Source organism: Devosia sp. A16 (genome assembly GCF_001402915.1).
In the GTDB taxonomy this organism is placed as follows: domain Bacteria; phylum Pseudomonadota; class Alphaproteobacteria; order Rhizobiales; family Devosiaceae; genus Devosia_A.
Genome location: NZ_CP012945.1, coordinates 2030124 through 2047095 on the forward strand (window position 1 = coordinate 2030124; position 16972 = coordinate 2047095).

The window sequence follows — 16972 nt, forward strand, 5'->3', positions numbered from 1 at the left end:
ACGCAAAGCCTAGATCTGCAACCCGCGCAGCAGTTTCGGCCCGTTCCGATCGAGCCCCGCCGCACGGGCGATCAGCAGGTCCTTGACCGGCGGCAGCCGGTCGACCAGCCCCATGCCGAAATCGCGCAAAGCCCGCACCGGCGCCACGTCGTTCGAGAACAGCCGCACCATGCCGTCGGTCACCATCGCCATCAGCGCGGTGTCGAAGCGGCGCCAGTGCTGGTAGCGCTCGAGCACGTCGGCGGCGCCGTGATCCTGCCCGAGCCGGATCGCATCGATCACCACCTCGGCCAGCGCCGCCACATCCTTGAGCCCCAGGTTGAGCCCCTGCCCGGCGACCGGATGCACCACATGCGCCGCATCGCCGATCAGCGCCAGCCGGGGCGCGACGAAACTCTTGGCCAGTTGCAACCGCAGCGGGAACGCCTGCAGGCCCTCTTCCAGCGTCACCGCCCCGAGGCTCGAGCCCATCACCGCCTCGATCTCGGCGGCAATCGCTTCGGGCGCCCAGCCTTTCAGCTCAGCCGCCCGTTCACTGCTCTCGGTCCACACCAGCGATGAGCGGCGCCCCGGCAGCGGCAGGCTGGCAAACGGCCCGGCCGGCCGGAAATGCTCGTACGCCGTGCCTTCGTGGTCGAGTTCATGCGTGATGGTGGTGACCAGCCCCGACTGCCGGTAGTCGTGCGAGATCACCTGGATGCCGGCCATTCGCCTGAGCGCCGACTGTGCGCCGTCCGAAGCAATGACCAGCGGCGCCGTGATGTTGCGGCCATCGGCAAGGCTCAGCCGCGCCATGCCGGGGTCGGCCGCAAAACCAGTGATCTCGACCGGCGCAATAATCTCGACGTCTTCGCCCAATGCCCCGAGCAGCGTCTCAGCGACGAGCTGGTTGGGAACCAGGTGCGCGAACGGCTCACCCGGCGCCACGTCGCCCATGAAGCTCAGGAACAGCGGTCGCGAAATATCCCCGCTGCCGGAATCCGTGATCTTCATCTGTTTGACCGGCTCGGCGCCGATCGCCATCGCGGTCCACACGCCCAGCTCGACGAAGATGCGTCGGACCCCGGCGGCGATGGCCGAAGCGCGCTGATCCTTGGGGACCGAGAACGGCCGGCGATCGAGCAGCGCGACGCGCAACCCCTTCATCGAGCGGGTCAGCGCCACCGCCATGGTGAGGCCCACTGGCCCGCCACCTACGATCACGATGTCAAAGCTGTCAGCCATGAGGAGAACTCCCGCTTGGCGGCTATGTCGACCTTCTGAGCGTCGCACGCAAGACGGTCCTTTGCCGCGCCAGACGCTGCACAAAGCGTCAGCAGGCAATCAGATTCTGCTCAAATTCTATGCATGCATGTTGCGCGGCTGCGACCGCTGCACGGCGTTCAGGCGCTAACCACGCGACTTTAATTAATGAAATCATACGCTTGGAGATTGCGGCCGCAGTTTGGCACGCGACTTGAGTCTGTATGTGCCGATTGGAGACCGTCCAAACCCACGTGTCGAAAGGGGCATCCATGAAGCTGGTGATTGCAATCATCAAACCGTCGCGCCTGGAGGAGGTCCGCCAGGCCCTCAACTCGCTCGACGTGCACGGCATGACCGTGACCGAAGTGAAGGGCTATGGCCGGCAGAAGGGCCATTCCGAGATCTATCGCGGCACCGAATATGCGGTGCACTTCCTGCCCAAGCTCAAGATCGAGATCGCCGTCGACGACGCCCAGTCCGACGCCATCGTCTCGGCCATCCGCGAGAGTGCCCAGACGGGCCGCATCGGCGACGGCAAGATTTTCGTGCTCGACCTGTTGGCCGTCACCCGCATCCGCACCGGCGAAACCGGCGCGGCCGCGCTCTGATGCCGCTACCCTCTGGAGAAACACCAATGACAGACTTGAAGATGTCAAAAGTCCTGGGAGCTGCGGCATTGGCCTCGCTGGCTCTCGCCCTGCCTGCCTTCGCCCAGGATGCGGCAGCGCCGGCCGCCGCCGCAGCCGCCGAAGTCACTCCCATCATCGACAAGGGCGACACCGCCTGGATGCTGGTTTCGACCATGGTCGTCTTCGTGATGATCCTGCCGGGCCTGGCCCTGTTCTATGGCGGCCTGGTGCGCGCCAAGAACGTGCTTTCGATCCTCAGCCAGGTGCTGGGCGGGGTCGCCATGATCGCCCTGCTCTGGGTCGCCTACGGCTACTCGCTGGCCTTTGCCGGTTCCGAAGGCGGCCTGTCGGCCATCATCGGCGATTTCTCCAAGCTGTTCCTCTCGGGTGTGACGATCGAATCGACCGCTGCCACCTTCTCGGCCGGCTTCCAGCTGCCCGAACTGGTGTTCGTGGTGTTCCAGCTCACCTTCGCCTGCATCACCTCCACCCTCATCGTCGGCGGCATCGCCGAGCGCATGAAGTTCGGCGCCGTGATGCTGTTCCTCGCCATCTGGTTCACCTTCTCCTACCTGCCGATCGCCCACATGGTCTGGGCCGGCACCGGTTACCTGTTCGGCCTCGGCGCCTATGACTTCGCCGGCGGCACCGTGGTGCACATCAACTCCGGTGTGGCCGCCCTCGTCGCCGCCATCGTCCTCGGCCCGCGCACCGGCTTCCTCAAGGAACCGATCCCGCCGCACAACCTGACCTTCGTCTTCATCGGCGCGGGCCTGCTGTGGTTCGGCTGGTTCGGCTTCAATGCCGGCTCCAACCTCGAGGCCAACGGCCTCACCGCCCAGGCCTTCCTCAACACCATCACGGCTCCTGCCGCGGCGGCTCTCGCCTGGGGCCTGGCTGAGAAGTTCACCCGCGGCCATGCCTCGCTTCTCGGCTTCGCCTCGGGCGCCGTCGCCGGCCTCGTCGCCATCACTCCGGCCGCCGGCTTTGCCGGAACCGTCGGGGCGATCGTCCTCGGCGCTATCGCCGGTGTGGTCTGCCTGTGGGCCGTCGTGACGCTGAAGCCGATGTTCAAGTACGACGACTCGCTCGACGTGTTCGGCATCCATGGCGTCGGCGGCATCGTCGGCGCGCTGGGCACCGCCTTCGTCGCCAACCCGGCGTTCGGCGGCTACCCGCTGGCCGACTATGAGATGTGGGGTCAGTTCTTCAAGCAGCTGACCGGCGTCGGAATCGCCATCGTCTGGTCGGCCGTGGTGGCCCTCATCGCCATGTTCATCGTCAAGGCAGTGTTCGGCGGCGCCCGCGTCACCGAGTCGGCCGAAAGCGACGGTCTCGACCTCTCGAGCCATGGCGAGCGTGCCTACAACTAGGCGAGAGCGTCGCCACGACGCGACCGCCTGACCGACGCGAGCGGAGACCTCCTCCCCTTCGCTCGCGTCCACCTCCGGAGAGCCGGGTTGCGGCTCGGCTCTCCGACCCCACGGAAACCGGGCCGCCCGGTTCCCGACCACCCCGCTGATCGCGGCGTGCAGCTCACGTACCTCTTGGCCCGCCACAGAGGCTTCCCACTCGCAAACCGCGTGGGCTGCACACCCCGATCAACGGCGTCCGGGCCCGGAAACGGAACCGGCACTCGTCCCGCCAGGCGATGCCGCATTGCCCAGATTATGGGCAGAGCCGGGCCGTTGATCGCCCAAAATCTGAGCACTTTGCCACCGGCGAAGCGCTTGGATTTGGCGCAAAGGCATAACCCGCTGAATCTCCGAGACTCTTTGCTCCCGCCCAAGCTGGCACGCGGCTTGTATCCCGTGCCCCGAATTTACCCCGGATGCGAGCCGGGTTTGCTTGGGAGGCTTCAATGGCTGAGTCCGCTGGGCTCGACGTGTTCTTTGTGCTGGTCGGCGCGATCCTGGTGTTCGCAATGCATGGCGGCTTCGCCTTCCTCGAACTGGGGACGGTGCGCGGCAAGAACCAGGTCAATGCCCTGGTCAAGATCCTGGTCGATTTCGCCTTCTCGACCCTGGCCTATTTCGTCATCGGCTATTCCATCGCCTACGGCGTGACCTTCTTCCACAACGCTGCAACGCTTTCAGGTGGCGGCGCCGGCTTTGCCCCGCAGGGCTTCAGCCTGGTGAAGTTCTTCTTCCTCGCCACCTTTGCCGCCGCCGTGCCGGCAATCATTTCCGGCGGCATTGCCGAGCGGGCCAAGTTCTGGCCGCAGGTGATCGCCGCCGCCATCATCGTCGGGCTGATCTATCCGTTCTCCGAAGGCATCGTCTGGAACGCCAATTACGGCATCCAGGCCTGGCTGGAGGCGAGCTTCGGCGCTCGTTTCCATGATTTCGCCGGCTCGATCCAGGTGCATGCGCTCGGGGGCTGGCTGGCGCTGGCCGCGGTATTGCGCATGGGCGCCCGGGTCGGCCGCTACGGTCCCAACGGCCGGCCGTTCGCCCCCTCCTCGATCCCTTGGCTGGCGCTCGGCACTTGGCTGCTCTGCATCGGCTGGTTCGGCTTCAACGTCATGTCGGCCCAGTCGGTCGCCGGTGTCTCCGGCCTCGTCGCCATCAACTCCCTGATGGCCATGGTCGGCGGCATCATCGCCGCGGTAGTGATCGGCCGCAACGATCCGGGCTTCACCCATAACGGCGCGCTGGCCGGCCTCGTCGCCGTCTGCGCCGGATCCGACCTCTACCATCCGCTGGCGGCGCTCGCCGTGGGCGCGGTGGCGGGCGCAATCTTCGTCAAAGGCTTCGTCTTCACCCAGGAAAGGCTCAAGGTCGACGACGTGCTCGGCGTGTGGCCGCTGCATGGCCTGTGCGGGCTGTGGGGCGGCGTCGCCGCCGGCATCTTCGGGCTCGAAGCGCTGGGAGGCATGGGTGGGGTGTCGTTCGTTACCCAGTTGCTGGGCTCGCTCGCCGTCTCGGCCTACGCCTTCGCCGCCGGCTACCTGCTCTACTGGCTGTCCAACCGCATTGCGCCCGTCCGGCTCAGCGACGAACAGCAGCGCCGCGGCGCCGACCTCTCGATCCACTCGATCGGCGCCGAACCCGAGTTCTGAACCGGGAACAGCTCCTTCCGCTGGACGTTATGTCCGCCGGAAGGAGATTTCCCATGTCTCTCAAGGACAAGGCCAAGTTCATCGATTTTCCGGCGATCGCCCTGGTGGTCGCCATCATCTTCGTGCCCGTCGCGGTGGCATTGGCGGTTTAGGCTGGATGATGGTCTCACCCATCCCCAAGTACCGGCCGTCCTTGCGGCGAAAGCCCATGGGCTAAGTCACGGTCGTGCCCCAACCACCGGCAACTGCCGGATGGCAAAGTCGCTGATGGGAAGGTGAGGGTTAGAGTCCATTCCCCTCACACCCGCCCCGATTCCCCTCCCGCTTGCCCCAAGCGAAAAACCTCTCTATGAGTGACGGTCTTCGGCCAGCCACAGGGAGGCGCGATATGACAGCATTCCGACCTCGCCTCGCAGGGCTCACCTCCGGTTTTCACCGTTAGGTTGCCCGCGGTCCACCTTTGTGGACCCACCGCCTGCAGAGCGCCACCGGGAAAAGTTGCAGACTTTTCCGTCCGGTGGCGCGGCTCTCGAACCCGCCGGTTTTCCGGCTTTTTCAAGTTTTGCTCTTTTCCGGGAACGGATGGCTGCCCTTTGCGGCGTCCGGACGAACGACATGGCTTCTTCCAAGAAAAACCAGCGTGGCCAGGCCTATGGCAAAGTGCTCGGCTTCGCCGCCGGACACTGGCGCCGGCAACCCAGGCGCGTTGCCCTCATCATGGGTCTCTTCTTCCTCGAGACCATCGCCGATATCCTGACCCCGTTCTTTGCCGGCCGTCTGGTCGAGGCGGTGGCAAGCGGCGCCGCCACCAACGAGATCGCCTGGAACGGCGCGATGACCGCCTTCTTCATCATCGTGGCGCTTGGCGCCGCCTCGGTGCTGGTGCGTCAGCTGGCCTTCCAGACCATCATCACGCTCACCCTGCGGATGATGAGCGATATCGCCCAGAACGCCTTCCACCGCGTACAGCGTTTCTCGTCGGACTGGCACGCCAACTCCTTTGCCGGCTCCACCGTGCGCAAGATCACGCGCGGCATGTGGGCGCTCGACAGCCTCAACGACGTGATCATGATGGCGCTGCTGCCCTCGCTGGTGATGCTGGTCGGCACCACGGTGATGCTGAGCCTGTTCTGGCCGGTCATGGGCCTCGTCATCGGCGTCGGTTCGCTGATCTACATCGCCGTCACCGTCAGCCTCTCGACCCTCTGGGTGGCGCCGGCAGCGAGCCTCGCCAATGCCTGGGACACCCGCATGGGCGGCGCGCTGGCCGACGCGGTGAGCTGCAACATCGTGGTCAAGGGCTTCGGCGCTGAAGACCGCGAGGAGGCCCGCCTCGGCCACGTCGTCGACAAGTGGCGCCGCCGCACCTCGCGCACCTGGAACCGCGGCACGCTCAACGGCACCATCCAGAACACCATGCTCTGGGTGCTGCGCTGCGCCATCATCGGCTCGGGCCTGCTGCTCTGGCAGAGCGGCGCCGCGACCGCCGGCGACGTGACCTTCGTCATCACCACCTTCCTGGTGTTGCAGGGTTACCTGCGCGACATCGGCCAGCACGTGCGCAACCTGCAGCGTGCGGTTAACGACATGGAAGAGCTGGTGGCGCTCGACGACCAGAAGCTCGGCATCGAAGACAAGCCCGGGGCCCGGCCCATGCAGGTCACGGCCGGCGCGATCGACTTCGAGCACGTCGACTTTCACTATGGCGTGCACCTGAAGCCGCTCTACCGCCAGCTCGACGTGCATATCGCCCCCGGCGAGAAGGTTGGCCTCGTCGGCCATTCCGGCTCGGGCAAGACCACCTTCGTCAAGCTGATCCAGCGCCTGCACGACGTCAGCGGTGGCCGCATCCTGATCGACGGCACCGACATCCGCGACGTGCAGCAGGCCTCGCTGCGCCAGCAGATCGCCATCGTGCAGCAGGAGCCGGTGCTGTTCCACCGCTCGCTGGCCGAGAACATCGCCTATGGCAAGCCCGGCGCCAGCCGTGCCGAGATCGAGGCGGCGGCGAAACTCGCCAATGCGCACGAGTTCATCTCGAAGCTTCCCAAGGGCTATGAGACGCTGGTGGGCGAGCGCGGCATCAAGCTGAGTGGCGGCGAGCGCCAGCGCGTCGCGATCGCCCGCGCCTTCCTGTCGGATGCGCGTGTGCTGATCCTCGACGAGGCCACCTCCAGCCTCGACAGCGAAAGCGAGCTCCTGATCCAGCAGGCGATGGAGCGGCTGATGGTCGGCCGCACCACCATCGTCATCGCGCACCGACTGTCGACGGTCCGGGCGCTCGATCGCCTCCTGGTATTCGACGGCGGCAAGGTGGTCGAGGAAGGCACGCACGAGCAACTGGTGAAGCGCGACGGCGGCATCTACCGTCGATTGTTCGAGCGCCAGGCGCTCGAGCTGATCAAGGGGCTGGAGGCTGCCGAGTAAGGACCGACCTTACCGGGGGATCCGCCCTCCCCTCCCGATTGTTGCCATCATGCCGATTGGGCCCGCACAAGGCGGGCCCAATCGAGCTCCGTCACTTTGGCAGGAGCACCTTGTTGATGACCTGGATCACACCGTTCGATTGATTCACGTCCTTGATGGTGATGCGCGCGATGCCACCGCTCTCGTCGACGATATAGACCCGACCGGCCTTTGCGACGGCAGTGAGCGTGTCGCCACTCAGCGTCTTGAACGCCCAGCTGCCGCCCGCCTCCGTCGCCTTGGCCAGGAGGTCCTCATAGGACCAGGCGCCGGCTACCACATGCGCGGTCAGTATCTTGACCAGGGTTTTCTTGTTCTCTGGCTTCAGCAAGCTGTCGACAGTGCCGGCCGGTAGCGCAGCGAAGGCGGCGTTGACCGGGGCAAACACCGTGAACGGTCCGGGCCCGGACAGTGCCTCGACCAGACCGGCTGCCTTTACCGCCGCAACCAGCGTGGTGTGGTCTCTGGAGTTGACAGCGTTCTCGATGATGTTCTTGGTCTCGTACATCGCGGCGCCGCCCACCATCTTGGTGGCCGCAAGCGTCGGCAGCGTGGTGACGCCGAGCGCCAGAACGGACACCGCCAGCAGCATCCTGAGGGTCTTGTGCATGATTGTCTCCCAAGGGCGGCCCCTTGCCACCCGCGAGGCAGAGCTACGAGTGACGGCGGGAATTAGTTTTGTTGGCTGTCGAATTGTGATCGGATAGCTTCATCGTCAACTGACGATGGATATTTCGTCGGCACGGTTGAATCCACGCCCGTTCCTCCCGACCTGAGCCCAATGAGCATACTCCCCCTCTCCATTCTCGACCTCGCCCCTGTCTCCGAAGGCACCTCCACGCCTGACGCGCTCAGGCATATCGTCAGTCTTGCCAAACTCGGCGACGAACTCGGCTTCACCCGGCTGTGGTATGCCGAGCATCACGGCATGCCCTCGATCGCCTCGTCTTCCCCGGAAGTGCTGATCGCCACCGCCGCCGCCAACACTGCGCGCATCCGCGTCGGCTCGGGGGGCGTCATGCTGCCCAACCACGTGCCGCTGCGCGTCGTCGAGACCTACCGCACTCTCAATGGCCTGAACCCTGGCCGCATCGACCTCGGCATCGGTCGCGCCGGCGGCAGCGACGGCCGGACGCTGTCGGCACTGCGCTCGGTGGGCGGCGAGTATTTCGCCCAGGAACTGGCCGAGATGCTGGCGTTCGAGGAGGGCAATTTCGCTCCCGACCACCCGTTCCACCAGGTAACGGTGGTCCCCGAACGGGTAGACCTGCCGCCCGTCTTTCTGCTCGGCTCGAGCGGCGCCAGCGCCCAGGCGGCTGGTCAGCTCGGGGTCGGCTATTCCTTCGCCGCGCACTTCAGCGCCACCCCGGCCGGCCCGGCCTTCGCTGCCTACCGCGCCGCCTTCACCCCGACCGAGGCGTTTCCGAAGCCGCATGCCATCATCGCCGTCTCGGCGCTGGTCGCACCCACCGACGAGGAAGCGCAGTTCCTCGCCCGCTCGCAGGAACTGATGTGGGCGCTGTTCCATTCGGGCCAGGTGCGCAAGCTGGTTTCACCCGAAGAGGCGGCGGCGCACCACTACAACCCGCACGAAACCCGCATCATCGAGGGCCAGCGTCCGCTCTGGATCGTCGGCTCGCCGGCGACGGTGAAGGCGGCGATCGAAAGCAAGGTCGAGGAGTCCGGCGCCGACGAAGTGATGGTCACCACCACCATGTACGACTACGAACTGCGGCTCCGCTCCTTCCGCCTGCTGGCGGAGGCCTTTGGGCTGAGCTGATCGCCTGCATGGACGATCGCGGCCATAGCGAGCATCGCGCACGCTGCACACCCCACCCCATCCCTCCCCGTCAAGGGGAGGGTGTACGCCGGTGATCGTGGGGAGAACACGCCACAAGCTCGATGCTCACCTCCCCCTCGACGGGGGAGCGACTGTGTTGCTGGTCAAGCGGTTTGCCATGGCTTGTTGTCCCGAATGATGGCGTTGAGGATGGTGAGGAGTTTTCGAGCGCAGGCGATGAGGGCGACGCGTTTTGGTTTTCCGGCTTCGATGAGACGGTTGGTGAAGGCTTTGAACACCGGGTTGTGACGGGCTGCGACGAGGGCGCCGATGAAGAGCGCGGCCCGGGGTTCGGGTCGGCCGCCTGCGATCATGCTATTGCCACGCCATCGACCGGACTGGCGGGTGAAGGGAGCCAGGCCGCACAGCGCTGCGATGGTGCGCCGATCGAGCTGGCCCAGTTCGGGCAGTTCGGCCATCAGCGTGCGGGAGATGATCTTGCCGACGCCGGGAACCGACGCCAGCAGGTTCTCCTTATGGCGCCAGGCCGGCGAGCTGCGGATGGCGGTGTCGAGGTCGTCGTCGAGGGATGCCAGTTCGTCGTTCAGCGCCTTGATGATGCGAGCGATGCTGATTTTGATCCGGCCCGCAGCGCGGGCGTGTCGGTTCTTCTCGGCGACCAGCATGCCGACCAGTTGCCGGCGTCGCGCCATCAGTTCGCCGAGCAGTACCGTTTCGGCATCGGCCAGCGGGCGCAACTGGGGCTTGGTGGCGGCAAGGAACCGGGCGATCACCGCTGCGTCGATGCGATCGGTCTTGGCCCGCTTACCTTCCGCCTGTGCATAGTGCCGCACCTGCGCGGGGTTGAGCACCAGTACCGGCAACCCGGCCGCCGCCAGTTCGGCCACCGCCAGCTTCTCGAGCCCGCCGGTGCCTTCCAGCCCGATGCCGTCGGCTCCGATGGCCCGCAACCGCGCCACCAGCACCTCGATCCCGGCCGCCTCATTGTCCACGGCCAACCGTTCTCCGGACGGATGCACGAACACATCCAGCCGGTCCTTGCTCACGTCGATACCTACGGTGATCTCCATTGCCTCCCATCCTTGCGCAAACGGGCTCGCCAAGCGGCCCAAGCGACTGTTCGGGATCAATGGATCGAGCCGCAGCGAAACCCGCTCCCCCACGGGCTCCAACACCCAGGCAAGCGTCGTACTGCTGCGGCTCACCGCACCTGGAACTTTATCAGATGCGGATGAGTCCAAGTTACAAGGCAAGCGGAGCTTGGGAGCGTAGCGAGCTAGCGTAGCTCGGAGGGGGTGTGCCGAAGCCACGGAGTTTGCAGCAGGCCCAATCACGCCGCCATTGCCTCGCGCGGCAGAACGTTGGCGGCCGGCTGGAACAGCATCTTCACGTAGTTGCGCGCCATCAGCAGTTGCTCGGGCAGCACGGTGGGGTCGCCGAGCGACTTGCCCATGATGATGCCGCCGTCGATAGCGCAGGCGATGTTGCGCGCCAGGCGTCCGGGATCCACGGGGTCGCGTGGCGGGTAGACCGCGACGATGTCCTCGATCATCAGCCGGAAGAAGGCGTTCCAGCCCTCGACGATCGAGGTGACGAGGCTGCGCACCTCGCGGTTGAACAGCTGGTCCTGGTAGCTCATCGTTGCGACGAGGCAGCCCGGGTGCCCACCCGGCATCGCCGCCATGTGCTCGGCGAACAGCGTGAGCCCGATCAGCAGGCGCTGCAGCGGATCGTCGCTCAGTTCGGCCGCCCGCCCGAAGATCTCGGCCAGCAGTTGTTCGAGGCGGCCGCGGTAGCGCGACAGCAGCCCGCGTGCCAGCTCGTTCTTGTCGCGAAAGTGGTAGAAGAAGCCGGACTTGGTGATCCCGGCTTCGGCGATGATCTCGTCGATCGAGGTGACGCCGAAACCCTTGGCGAGCACGCCGGCTTCGGCAATGTCGAGGAGGCGTTCGCGCGTCTCGTTGCCTTTACGCATGCTGGTTCCTCCGCAAAACTGTACTGCCGGTGCGGTTCCCGGGCCGGCGAACCCTGGTCCCGATTTGGCCACCGATGCCGGCAGTCAACCTAAGGACCGGCAGCATCTCTCGAATCCTGCCGGCGCATGAACTGCACCACGCGCTCACTATCAATGGCCACCAAGTCATCATACCTTTTGCCGTAAGCGGGGCGCGCTGGAGACAAGGACGATGACCACCTTCGACCTCGGCGAGCATGTGCTCGCCACCCGCCACAACACCGATGCCGGTTTCATCCGGCGGCTGCTGCGCCGCTGGGTCGAGCGGCGCCGGGAACGGGCCACACTGCTCGGTCTGAGCCGCATGCAGCCCTACCTGCTGGCCGACATGGGAATCGAGCCGGGGGAGATTTTGGAGGCGCTCGACGGCAAGCGCAGTTCGCCCCTGTCCAAGCCGAAGCGCCAGGCCGAGCATGGCTAGCCCCTGACCTGTCGCCATGCCGCGATGATGGCATCGGCCGAAAGGTCGATATCGGCTTCTGTGGTGACGCCGGAGGTGACGGAGATCCGCATCACCCAGTCGCCATGCCACGCCGCGCCGCCGGCAAAGCACACGCCGCCGGACTGCACCGCTGAGATTACCGCCTCGGTCAGCCCCTTACGACGCGCCGCGTCACCCGCACCGAAATCGACGATCAGCTGGTTGATGGTGACCTTGTTGCGGATATTGATCCCCGGCTCGGCGCCGAGCCGCTGGGCCATCTGTCTGGTGAGTGCCACATGCCGCTCGACCAGCTCCGCTACCCCCTGCCGCCCCAAGGTCTTGAGCATCGCCCAGACCGGCGTGCCGCGGGCTCGGCGTGACAGTTCCGGCACGAAGGCGGACGGCACCCGGTCGGTGGGGCTGATGGTCGGCAGGTAACTCGCCCACTGCGTCATGGCGCGCTGGTGCGCCTCGCGGTCGCGCACGATGGCAAAACCGGAATCGTACGGCACCTGCAGCCATTTGTGCCCGTCGGTAACCCACGAATCTGCCGCCTCGATGCCTGATGTCAGGTACTTGAGCGATGGCGTGGCGCGGGCCCAGAGCCCGAATGCCCCATCGACGTGCACCCAGGCGCCGGCGGCATGGGCGATCGGAATGATCTCCTCGAACCGATCATAGGCGCCGGTATTGATCTGCCCGGCCTGGGCGATGACGATCTTGGGGCCGCTCAGCCCGTTGAGCGCCGCATCGAGCGCCGCCGCGCTCATCCGGCCCTGGTCGTCGGTGGCGACGCGGATCAGCCGGCGATAGCCGAAACCGATCAGTTGCAGCGCCGAGAACATCGAGGAATGGGCGTCGTCGCCGATCAGCACATGCACCGGCGGCGCGCCGAACAGCCCGTCGGCATCGGGGTCCCAGCCGGCGTCGAGCAGCACCCGGGTGCGCGCGGCGGCAAGCCCTACGGCGCCGGCGACGGTAGCGCCGGTGGTAAAGCCGACCGAACTCTGGCGCGGCAGGTCGAGGATCTCGAGCAGCCAGCGTTCCGCCACCTCCTCCATCGCGGCAGCGGCGGGGGTCGGCGTGTGATAGCCCGCATTCTGCCCCAGGCGCTGACCAGCCAGTCGGCAGCGACGCCGGCCGGATGCGAGGCCCCCATCACCCAGCCGAAAAAGCGCGGCCCGGTGATCGGCATCAGCCCACCTTCGCTGCGCCTCACCAGTTCTTCGAGCACCTCGAGCGGCGCGGCGCCCTGCTCGGGCAGCGCCTCGCTGAGCCGCTCGCGCATTTCGGCGTAGCTGTGGTCCGGGCGGCCGGCATGTTGGTTGAGCGAAGCACGATAATCGACGGCGTGGTCGACCGCGCGGTTCAGCAGTGTGCGTAAATCGTAAGTCATAATATGACCTCCCCGATGCGCCGGAGAAATCACAGCGCACCTGAAGCGCAGATGAACGAAGGCCCAGTCCCCTCCCGGGCACCGGGCCTCGTCAAGTTAGTACGTCGGCTGTCAGGCAGCGAGCTTCTTGAGGATGGCGGCGCCCATTTCCTCGGTGCCGACAGTCTTCCTGTTGTCCTGCGCGATATCGCCGGTGCGCAGCCCATCTGCGAGCACGCTGGAGATCGCCGCTTCCAGCCGGTCGGCCAGCGCCACCAGGTTGAACGAATAGCGCAGCGCCATGGCGAACGAGGCCAGCATGGCGATCGGGTTGGCAATGCCCTGGCCGGCGATGTCGGGGGCCGAACCGTGCACCGGCTCGTACAGCGCCTTGCGCTTGCCGGTCACCGCGTCGGGCGCGCCCAGCGAGGCCGAGGGCAGCATGCCGAGCGAGCCGGTCAGCATCGCCGCCGCATCGGACAGGATGTCGCCGAACAGGTTGTCGGTGACCATCACGTCGAACTGCTTTGGGTTGCGCACCAGCTGCATCGCCGCGTTGTCGGCAAGGATGTGGTGGAATTCGATGTCGGGATAGTCCTTGGCCACCGCCTGGGCAACCTCATCCCACAGCACGCCCGACTTCATGACGTTCTTCTTGTCGGCCGAGTGCACCTTGTTCTTGCGGGTGCGGGCGAGATCCATGGCAACCCGCACGATGCGGTCGATTTCATAGGTCTCGTAGACCTGCGTATCGATGGCGCGCTTCTGGCCGTTGCCGAGGTCGGTAATGGTCTTGGGCTCGCCGAAATAGACGCCGCCGGTCAGCTCGCGCACGATCAGGATGTCGAGGCCCTCGACCAACTCGCGCTTCAGCGATGATGCGTCGGCCAAGGCCGGGTAGCAGATCGCCGGACGGAGGTTGGCGAACAGCTTCAGGTCCTTGCGCAGCCGGAGCAGGCCCGCCTCCGGGCGCTTCTCATAGGGCACCTTGTCCCATTTCGGCCCGCCGACCGCACCGAAGATTACCGCATCGGCGGCGAGCGCCTTCTGCATGTCCTCTTCCGAGATCGCCTCGCCATGTGCATCATAGGCGCACCCGCCGACGAGGCCCGTGTCGAAGGTGAAATCCGTCTCACCCTGGCTGTTGAGCCAGGCGATCACCTTCTCGACCTCCTTCATGATCTCGGTGCCGATGCCGTCGCCGGGGAGAAGGAAGAGTTTCTGGGCCATGGGTGATCCTCGCTTGCAGGATGGTGCTGGCGCGGGACTTATCGCTACTTGCCCCGCGCCTGCAAGGCCGACGAACGCCTAGGCGTCCAGTCCGGCTCGGCTGCCGGCGCCTGAACGTCAGCTGGTGAAGAACGGCTGCGTGCCATGCGCCTCGATAGCGGTGGCGAGGCGCGACAGCGCATGCACATAGGCAGCGGTACGCATTGTGGTCTTGCGATCCTTCGCGATATCCCACACCGCGCGTCCCTCGCGCTCCATGATGCGCAGCAGCCGGGCGTGGATCTCCTCGACGTCCCAGTAGAACCCCTGCCGGTTCTGCACCCACTCGAAATAGGAGACGGTGACGCCGCCGGCATTGGCGAGAATATCTGGCAGCACGGTGATGCCGCGCGCTTCGAGCAGCTTGTCGGCATCCGGCGTCACCGGCCCGTTGGCGAGCTCCAGCAGCACCCTGGCCTTGATCGAACCGGCGTTGTCGACGGTGATCATGTCCTCGAGCGCCGCCGGCACCAGGAGGTCGCAATCGACCCCGATCAATGCCTCGGCGGCGATCAGCTGGGCGCCGAGCTCGGCCGCCAGTTCGGCGACGTGCCTGCCCGCCAGCTTGCCGGCGATCAGCTTGCCCACATCCAGTCCCTCAGCCCGCTGGATGGCGCCGGTCGAGTCCGATACGGCGACGATCTTGTGCCCATCGGCGCCCGCCAGCTGCGCATAATACTGCCCGGCATTGCCGAACCCCTGGATGGCGACGCGCATGCCGGCGCCGAGGCCCAGCTCGCCGGCGAGGTGCCGCACCAGGTAGTAGCCGCCGCGGGCCGTCGCGTCGTTGCGCCCGAGCGAACCGCCCAGCGCGATCGGCTTGCCGGTGATCACCGCCGGGCTCAGTTCACCGACGATCTGGCTGTACTCGTCGGCCATCCAGCCCATGATCATGGCATTGGTGTAGACGTCCGGCGCCGGGATATCGCGATCCGGCCCGACCACGCGCGCGAAGGCCTGCATATAGGCGCGCGACAGCCGCTCCAGCTCCGACTTGGACAACGTGCGCGGGTCGACCCGCACGGCGCCTTTGCCGCCGCCATAGGGCAGGTTCATCACCGCGCACTTGAAGGTCATCCAGAAGGCCAGCGTTTCCACCTCCTCGATGGTGGAGTCCGGGTGGAAGCGGATGCCGCCCTTGGTCGGCCCGCGGGTGTCGTCATAGCGGCAGCGCCAGGCGAGGAAGGATTTGCGCGAGCCGTCATCCATGCGGATCATCAGTCGCATCTTGGTGGTTTCGCGCGGGTATTTCAGCTTCTCGATGACGTCCTGGTCGATCCTCAGATGGCTGGCGGCCTCGTCGAGGCGGGTGAGGGCGCGGTCGAGCAACGTGTCGTCGGACATGGGTCTTCCTGGATTTGAACGTGAACGAAATCCGGCGGCCGCTCTGCCCTTCACCAGGGTCGGAGACGCGAGCGCCGTTCATGGGTATGGGCGTGCGAGGGCCGCCTGCTGCCGATCAGGGCGGGGGTGAGGCCGGAGCGGTGAGGTGCTGTTGCACCACGCGCCGATACCCGCTGCTGAGGCCCTGCAGCCGCGCAGTGGTGGCAAAGCCGACCGTCATCGCGGCAAGGCTGAGCTCTGGCAGGTCGGCGAAATCCATCAGCGTCCGTGGGCGCCGAAGCGGGCGGTGACTTCGATCTCGAGCTTCATCTCGGGGCGGGTCAGCCCGCACACCACCATGGTGGCGGCCGGCCGGATATCGGCGAACACCTCGCCCGCCACCGCCACCAGCGCCTCGTAATGCGCCATGTCGGTGATGTAGTAGCGGACGCGCACCGTATCCTTGATGGTGCCGCCGGCCTCCTCGAGCGCCTGCGCGATGGTGGCGAAGGCGTTGCGCGCCTGCTCGGCGGCGCTCTCGGGCATCACCATGGTCTTGTAGTCGTAGCCGGTGGTGCCCGAGACATAGGCCATGTTGCCGTCGATCACGGCGCGCGAATAGCCGATCTTGGCTTCGAACGGCGAACCCGAGGAGATGTGGAGGACCATCGCCCGCGCCTCAGAGCCAGGGCCGGTCCTGGCCCATCTTCTTCTCGAAGCCGGCGATCGCCGGATCGGACTTCAGCGTCGTCGCGATGTCGTCGAGTCCTTCGAGCAGCACGTGCTTGCGCGCCGGATCGATGTCGAAATGGATCGAACCGCCGTCCGGCCCCTTGATCGTCTGGGCCTCGAGGTCGACGCTGATGGTGGCGTTCGAGCCGCGCTCGGCATCGTCCTGCAGCAGCGCCAGCTGCTCGGGGGTCACCACGATCGGCAGGATGCCGTTCTTGAAGCAGTTATTGTAGAAGATGTCGGCAAAGCTAGTGGAGATCACGCAGCGGATGCCGAAATCGAGCAGCGCCCACGGCGCATGCTCACGCGACGAGCCGCAGCCGAAATTGTCGCCGGCGACGATGATCTTGGCCTGCCGGTAGGCGGGCTTGTTGAGCACGAAATCCGGGTTCTCGGTGCCATCTTCATTGTAGCGCATCTCGGAGAACAGGGCGGTGCCGAGCCCGGTGCGCTTGATGGTCTTGAGGTACTGCTTGGGAATGATCATGTCCGTGTCGATGTTGATGATCGGCAGCGGCGCGGCGACGCCAGTGAGGGTCGTGAACTTGTCCATGGCAATACCCCTTTCGGTGCGGCTGTAATGAAGCAATGGCGGCGGGGAATCAAGTCGTTCGCAAGTGGCGGCGACCCCCT

At 66.0% G+C, this 16972-nt stretch carries 15 protein-coding genes and 1 pseudogene; 6 read left to right on the plus strand and 10 right to left on the minus strand.

What is annotated here, in order from left to right:
• Positions 1–9 precede the first annotated feature (9 nt).
• A complete protein-coding gene (locus APS40_RS09875) occupies positions 10–1224 on the minus strand; it encodes an FAD-dependent monooxygenase (RefSeq protein ID WP_055046885.1) in 1215 nt (404 codons plus the stop codon).
• A gap of 290 nt (positions 1225–1514) precedes the next feature.
• Here APS40_RS09875 and APS40_RS09880 point away from each other — a divergent pair, with 290 nt between their 5' ends.
• The 4 genes from APS40_RS09880 (at position 1515) to APS40_RS09895 (ending at position 7362) form a co-directional block, all read left to right on the plus strand.
• Positions 1515–1853: a P-II family nitrogen regulator gene (locus APS40_RS09880; protein ID WP_055046886.1), complete on the plus strand. Its 339-nt coding sequence runs from the start codon at positions 1515–1517 to the stop codon at positions 1851–1853.
• 26 nt (positions 1854–1879) lie between these two features.
• Positions 1880–3247: an ammonium transporter gene (locus APS40_RS09885; RefSeq protein WP_055046887.1), complete on the plus strand. Its 1368-nt coding sequence runs from the start codon at positions 1880–1882 to the stop codon at positions 3245–3247.
• A 488-nt stretch (positions 3248–3735) separates the two neighbouring features.
• The gene (locus APS40_RS09890) at positions 3736–4935 is read left to right on the plus strand and encodes an ammonium transporter (protein WP_055046888.1); all 1200 of its coding nucleotides are present in this window, start codon (positions 3736–3738) and stop codon (positions 4933–4935) included.
• A gap of 615 nt (positions 4936–5550) precedes the next feature.
• Entirely contained in the window at positions 5551–7362 is a 1812-nt protein-coding gene (locus tag APS40_RS09895) for an ABC transporter ATP-binding protein (protein WP_055046889.1), read from the plus strand.
• A 91-nt stretch (positions 7363–7453) separates the two neighbouring features.
• On the opposite strand, the gene APS40_RS09900 is transcribed toward APS40_RS09895, so the two are convergent.
• Complete coding sequence (locus tag APS40_RS09900; RefSeq protein ID WP_055046890.1) at positions 7454–8011, minus strand: fasciclin domain-containing protein; 558 nt, start codon at positions 8009–8011, stop codon at positions 7454–7456.
• A 171-nt stretch (positions 8012–8182) separates the two neighbouring features.
• Here APS40_RS09900 and APS40_RS09905 point away from each other — a divergent pair, with 171 nt between their 5' ends.
• Positions 8183–9181 (plus strand): LLM class flavin-dependent oxidoreductase, encoded by a 999-nt coding sequence (locus APS40_RS09905; protein WP_055046891.1) that lies wholly within the window; start codon positions 8183–8185, stop codon positions 9179–9181.
• A 164-nt stretch (positions 9182–9345) separates the two neighbouring features.
• On the opposite strand, the gene APS40_RS09910 is transcribed toward APS40_RS09905, so the two are convergent.
• Positions 9346–10272 carry an IS110 family transposase gene (locus APS40_RS09910; protein WP_055046892.1) on the minus strand — a complete coding sequence of 309 codons (927 nt, stop codon included), beginning with the start codon at positions 10270–10272 and terminating at the stop codon, positions 9346–9348.
• A gap of 260 nt (positions 10273–10532) precedes the next feature.
• Complete coding sequence (locus APS40_RS09915) at positions 10533–11177, minus strand: TetR/AcrR family transcriptional regulator (RefSeq protein ID WP_055046893.1); 645 nt, start codon at positions 11175–11177, stop codon at positions 10533–10535.
• 211 nt (positions 11178–11388) lie between these two features.
• Here APS40_RS09915 and APS40_RS09920 point away from each other — a divergent pair, with 211 nt between their 5' ends.
• On the plus strand, positions 11389–11637 hold the full coding sequence (locus APS40_RS09920; protein ID WP_055046894.1) for a DUF1127 domain-containing protein: 249 nt from the start codon (positions 11389–11391) through the stop codon (positions 11635–11637).
• Here APS40_RS09920 and APS40_RS09925 read toward each other — a convergent pair.
• The 6 genes and pseudogenes from APS40_RS09925 to leuD form a co-directional block, all read right to left on the minus strand.
• A pseudogene (locus APS40_RS09925) lies at positions 11634–13036 on the minus strand (pyridoxal phosphate-dependent decarboxylase family protein). The gene APS40_RS09920 and the pseudogene APS40_RS09925 overlap by 4 nt on opposite strands.
• A gap of 111 nt (positions 13037–13147) precedes the next feature.
• Complete coding sequence (gene leuB, locus APS40_RS09930) at positions 13148–14245, minus strand: 3-isopropylmalate dehydrogenase (RefSeq protein ID WP_055046895.1); 1098 nt, start codon at positions 14243–14245, stop codon at positions 13148–13150.
• A gap of 117 nt (positions 14246–14362) precedes the next feature.
• The gene (locus APS40_RS09935) at positions 14363–15628 is read right to left on the minus strand and encodes a Glu/Leu/Phe/Val family dehydrogenase (RefSeq protein WP_055046896.1); all 1266 of its coding nucleotides are present in this window, start codon (positions 15626–15628) and stop codon (positions 14363–14365) included.
• A 115-nt stretch (positions 15629–15743) separates the two neighbouring features.
• Complete coding sequence (locus APS40_RS24855) at positions 15744–15887, minus strand: hypothetical protein (RefSeq protein ID WP_156342897.1); 144 nt, start codon at positions 15885–15887, stop codon at positions 15744–15746.
• Positions 15887–16276, minus strand: coding sequence for a RidA family protein (locus APS40_RS09940; protein WP_055046897.1), 390 nt, complete (start codon positions 16274–16276; stop codon positions 15887–15889). The genes APS40_RS24855 and APS40_RS09940 overlap by 1 nt, the downstream gene beginning before the upstream one ends.
• Positions 16277–16286: 10 nt before the next feature.
• Positions 16287–16892 (minus strand): 3-isopropylmalate dehydratase small subunit, encoded by a 606-nt coding sequence (gene leuD / locus APS40_RS09945; protein WP_055046898.1) that lies wholly within the window; start codon positions 16890–16892, stop codon positions 16287–16289.
• Positions 16893–16972 lie beyond the last annotated feature (80 nt).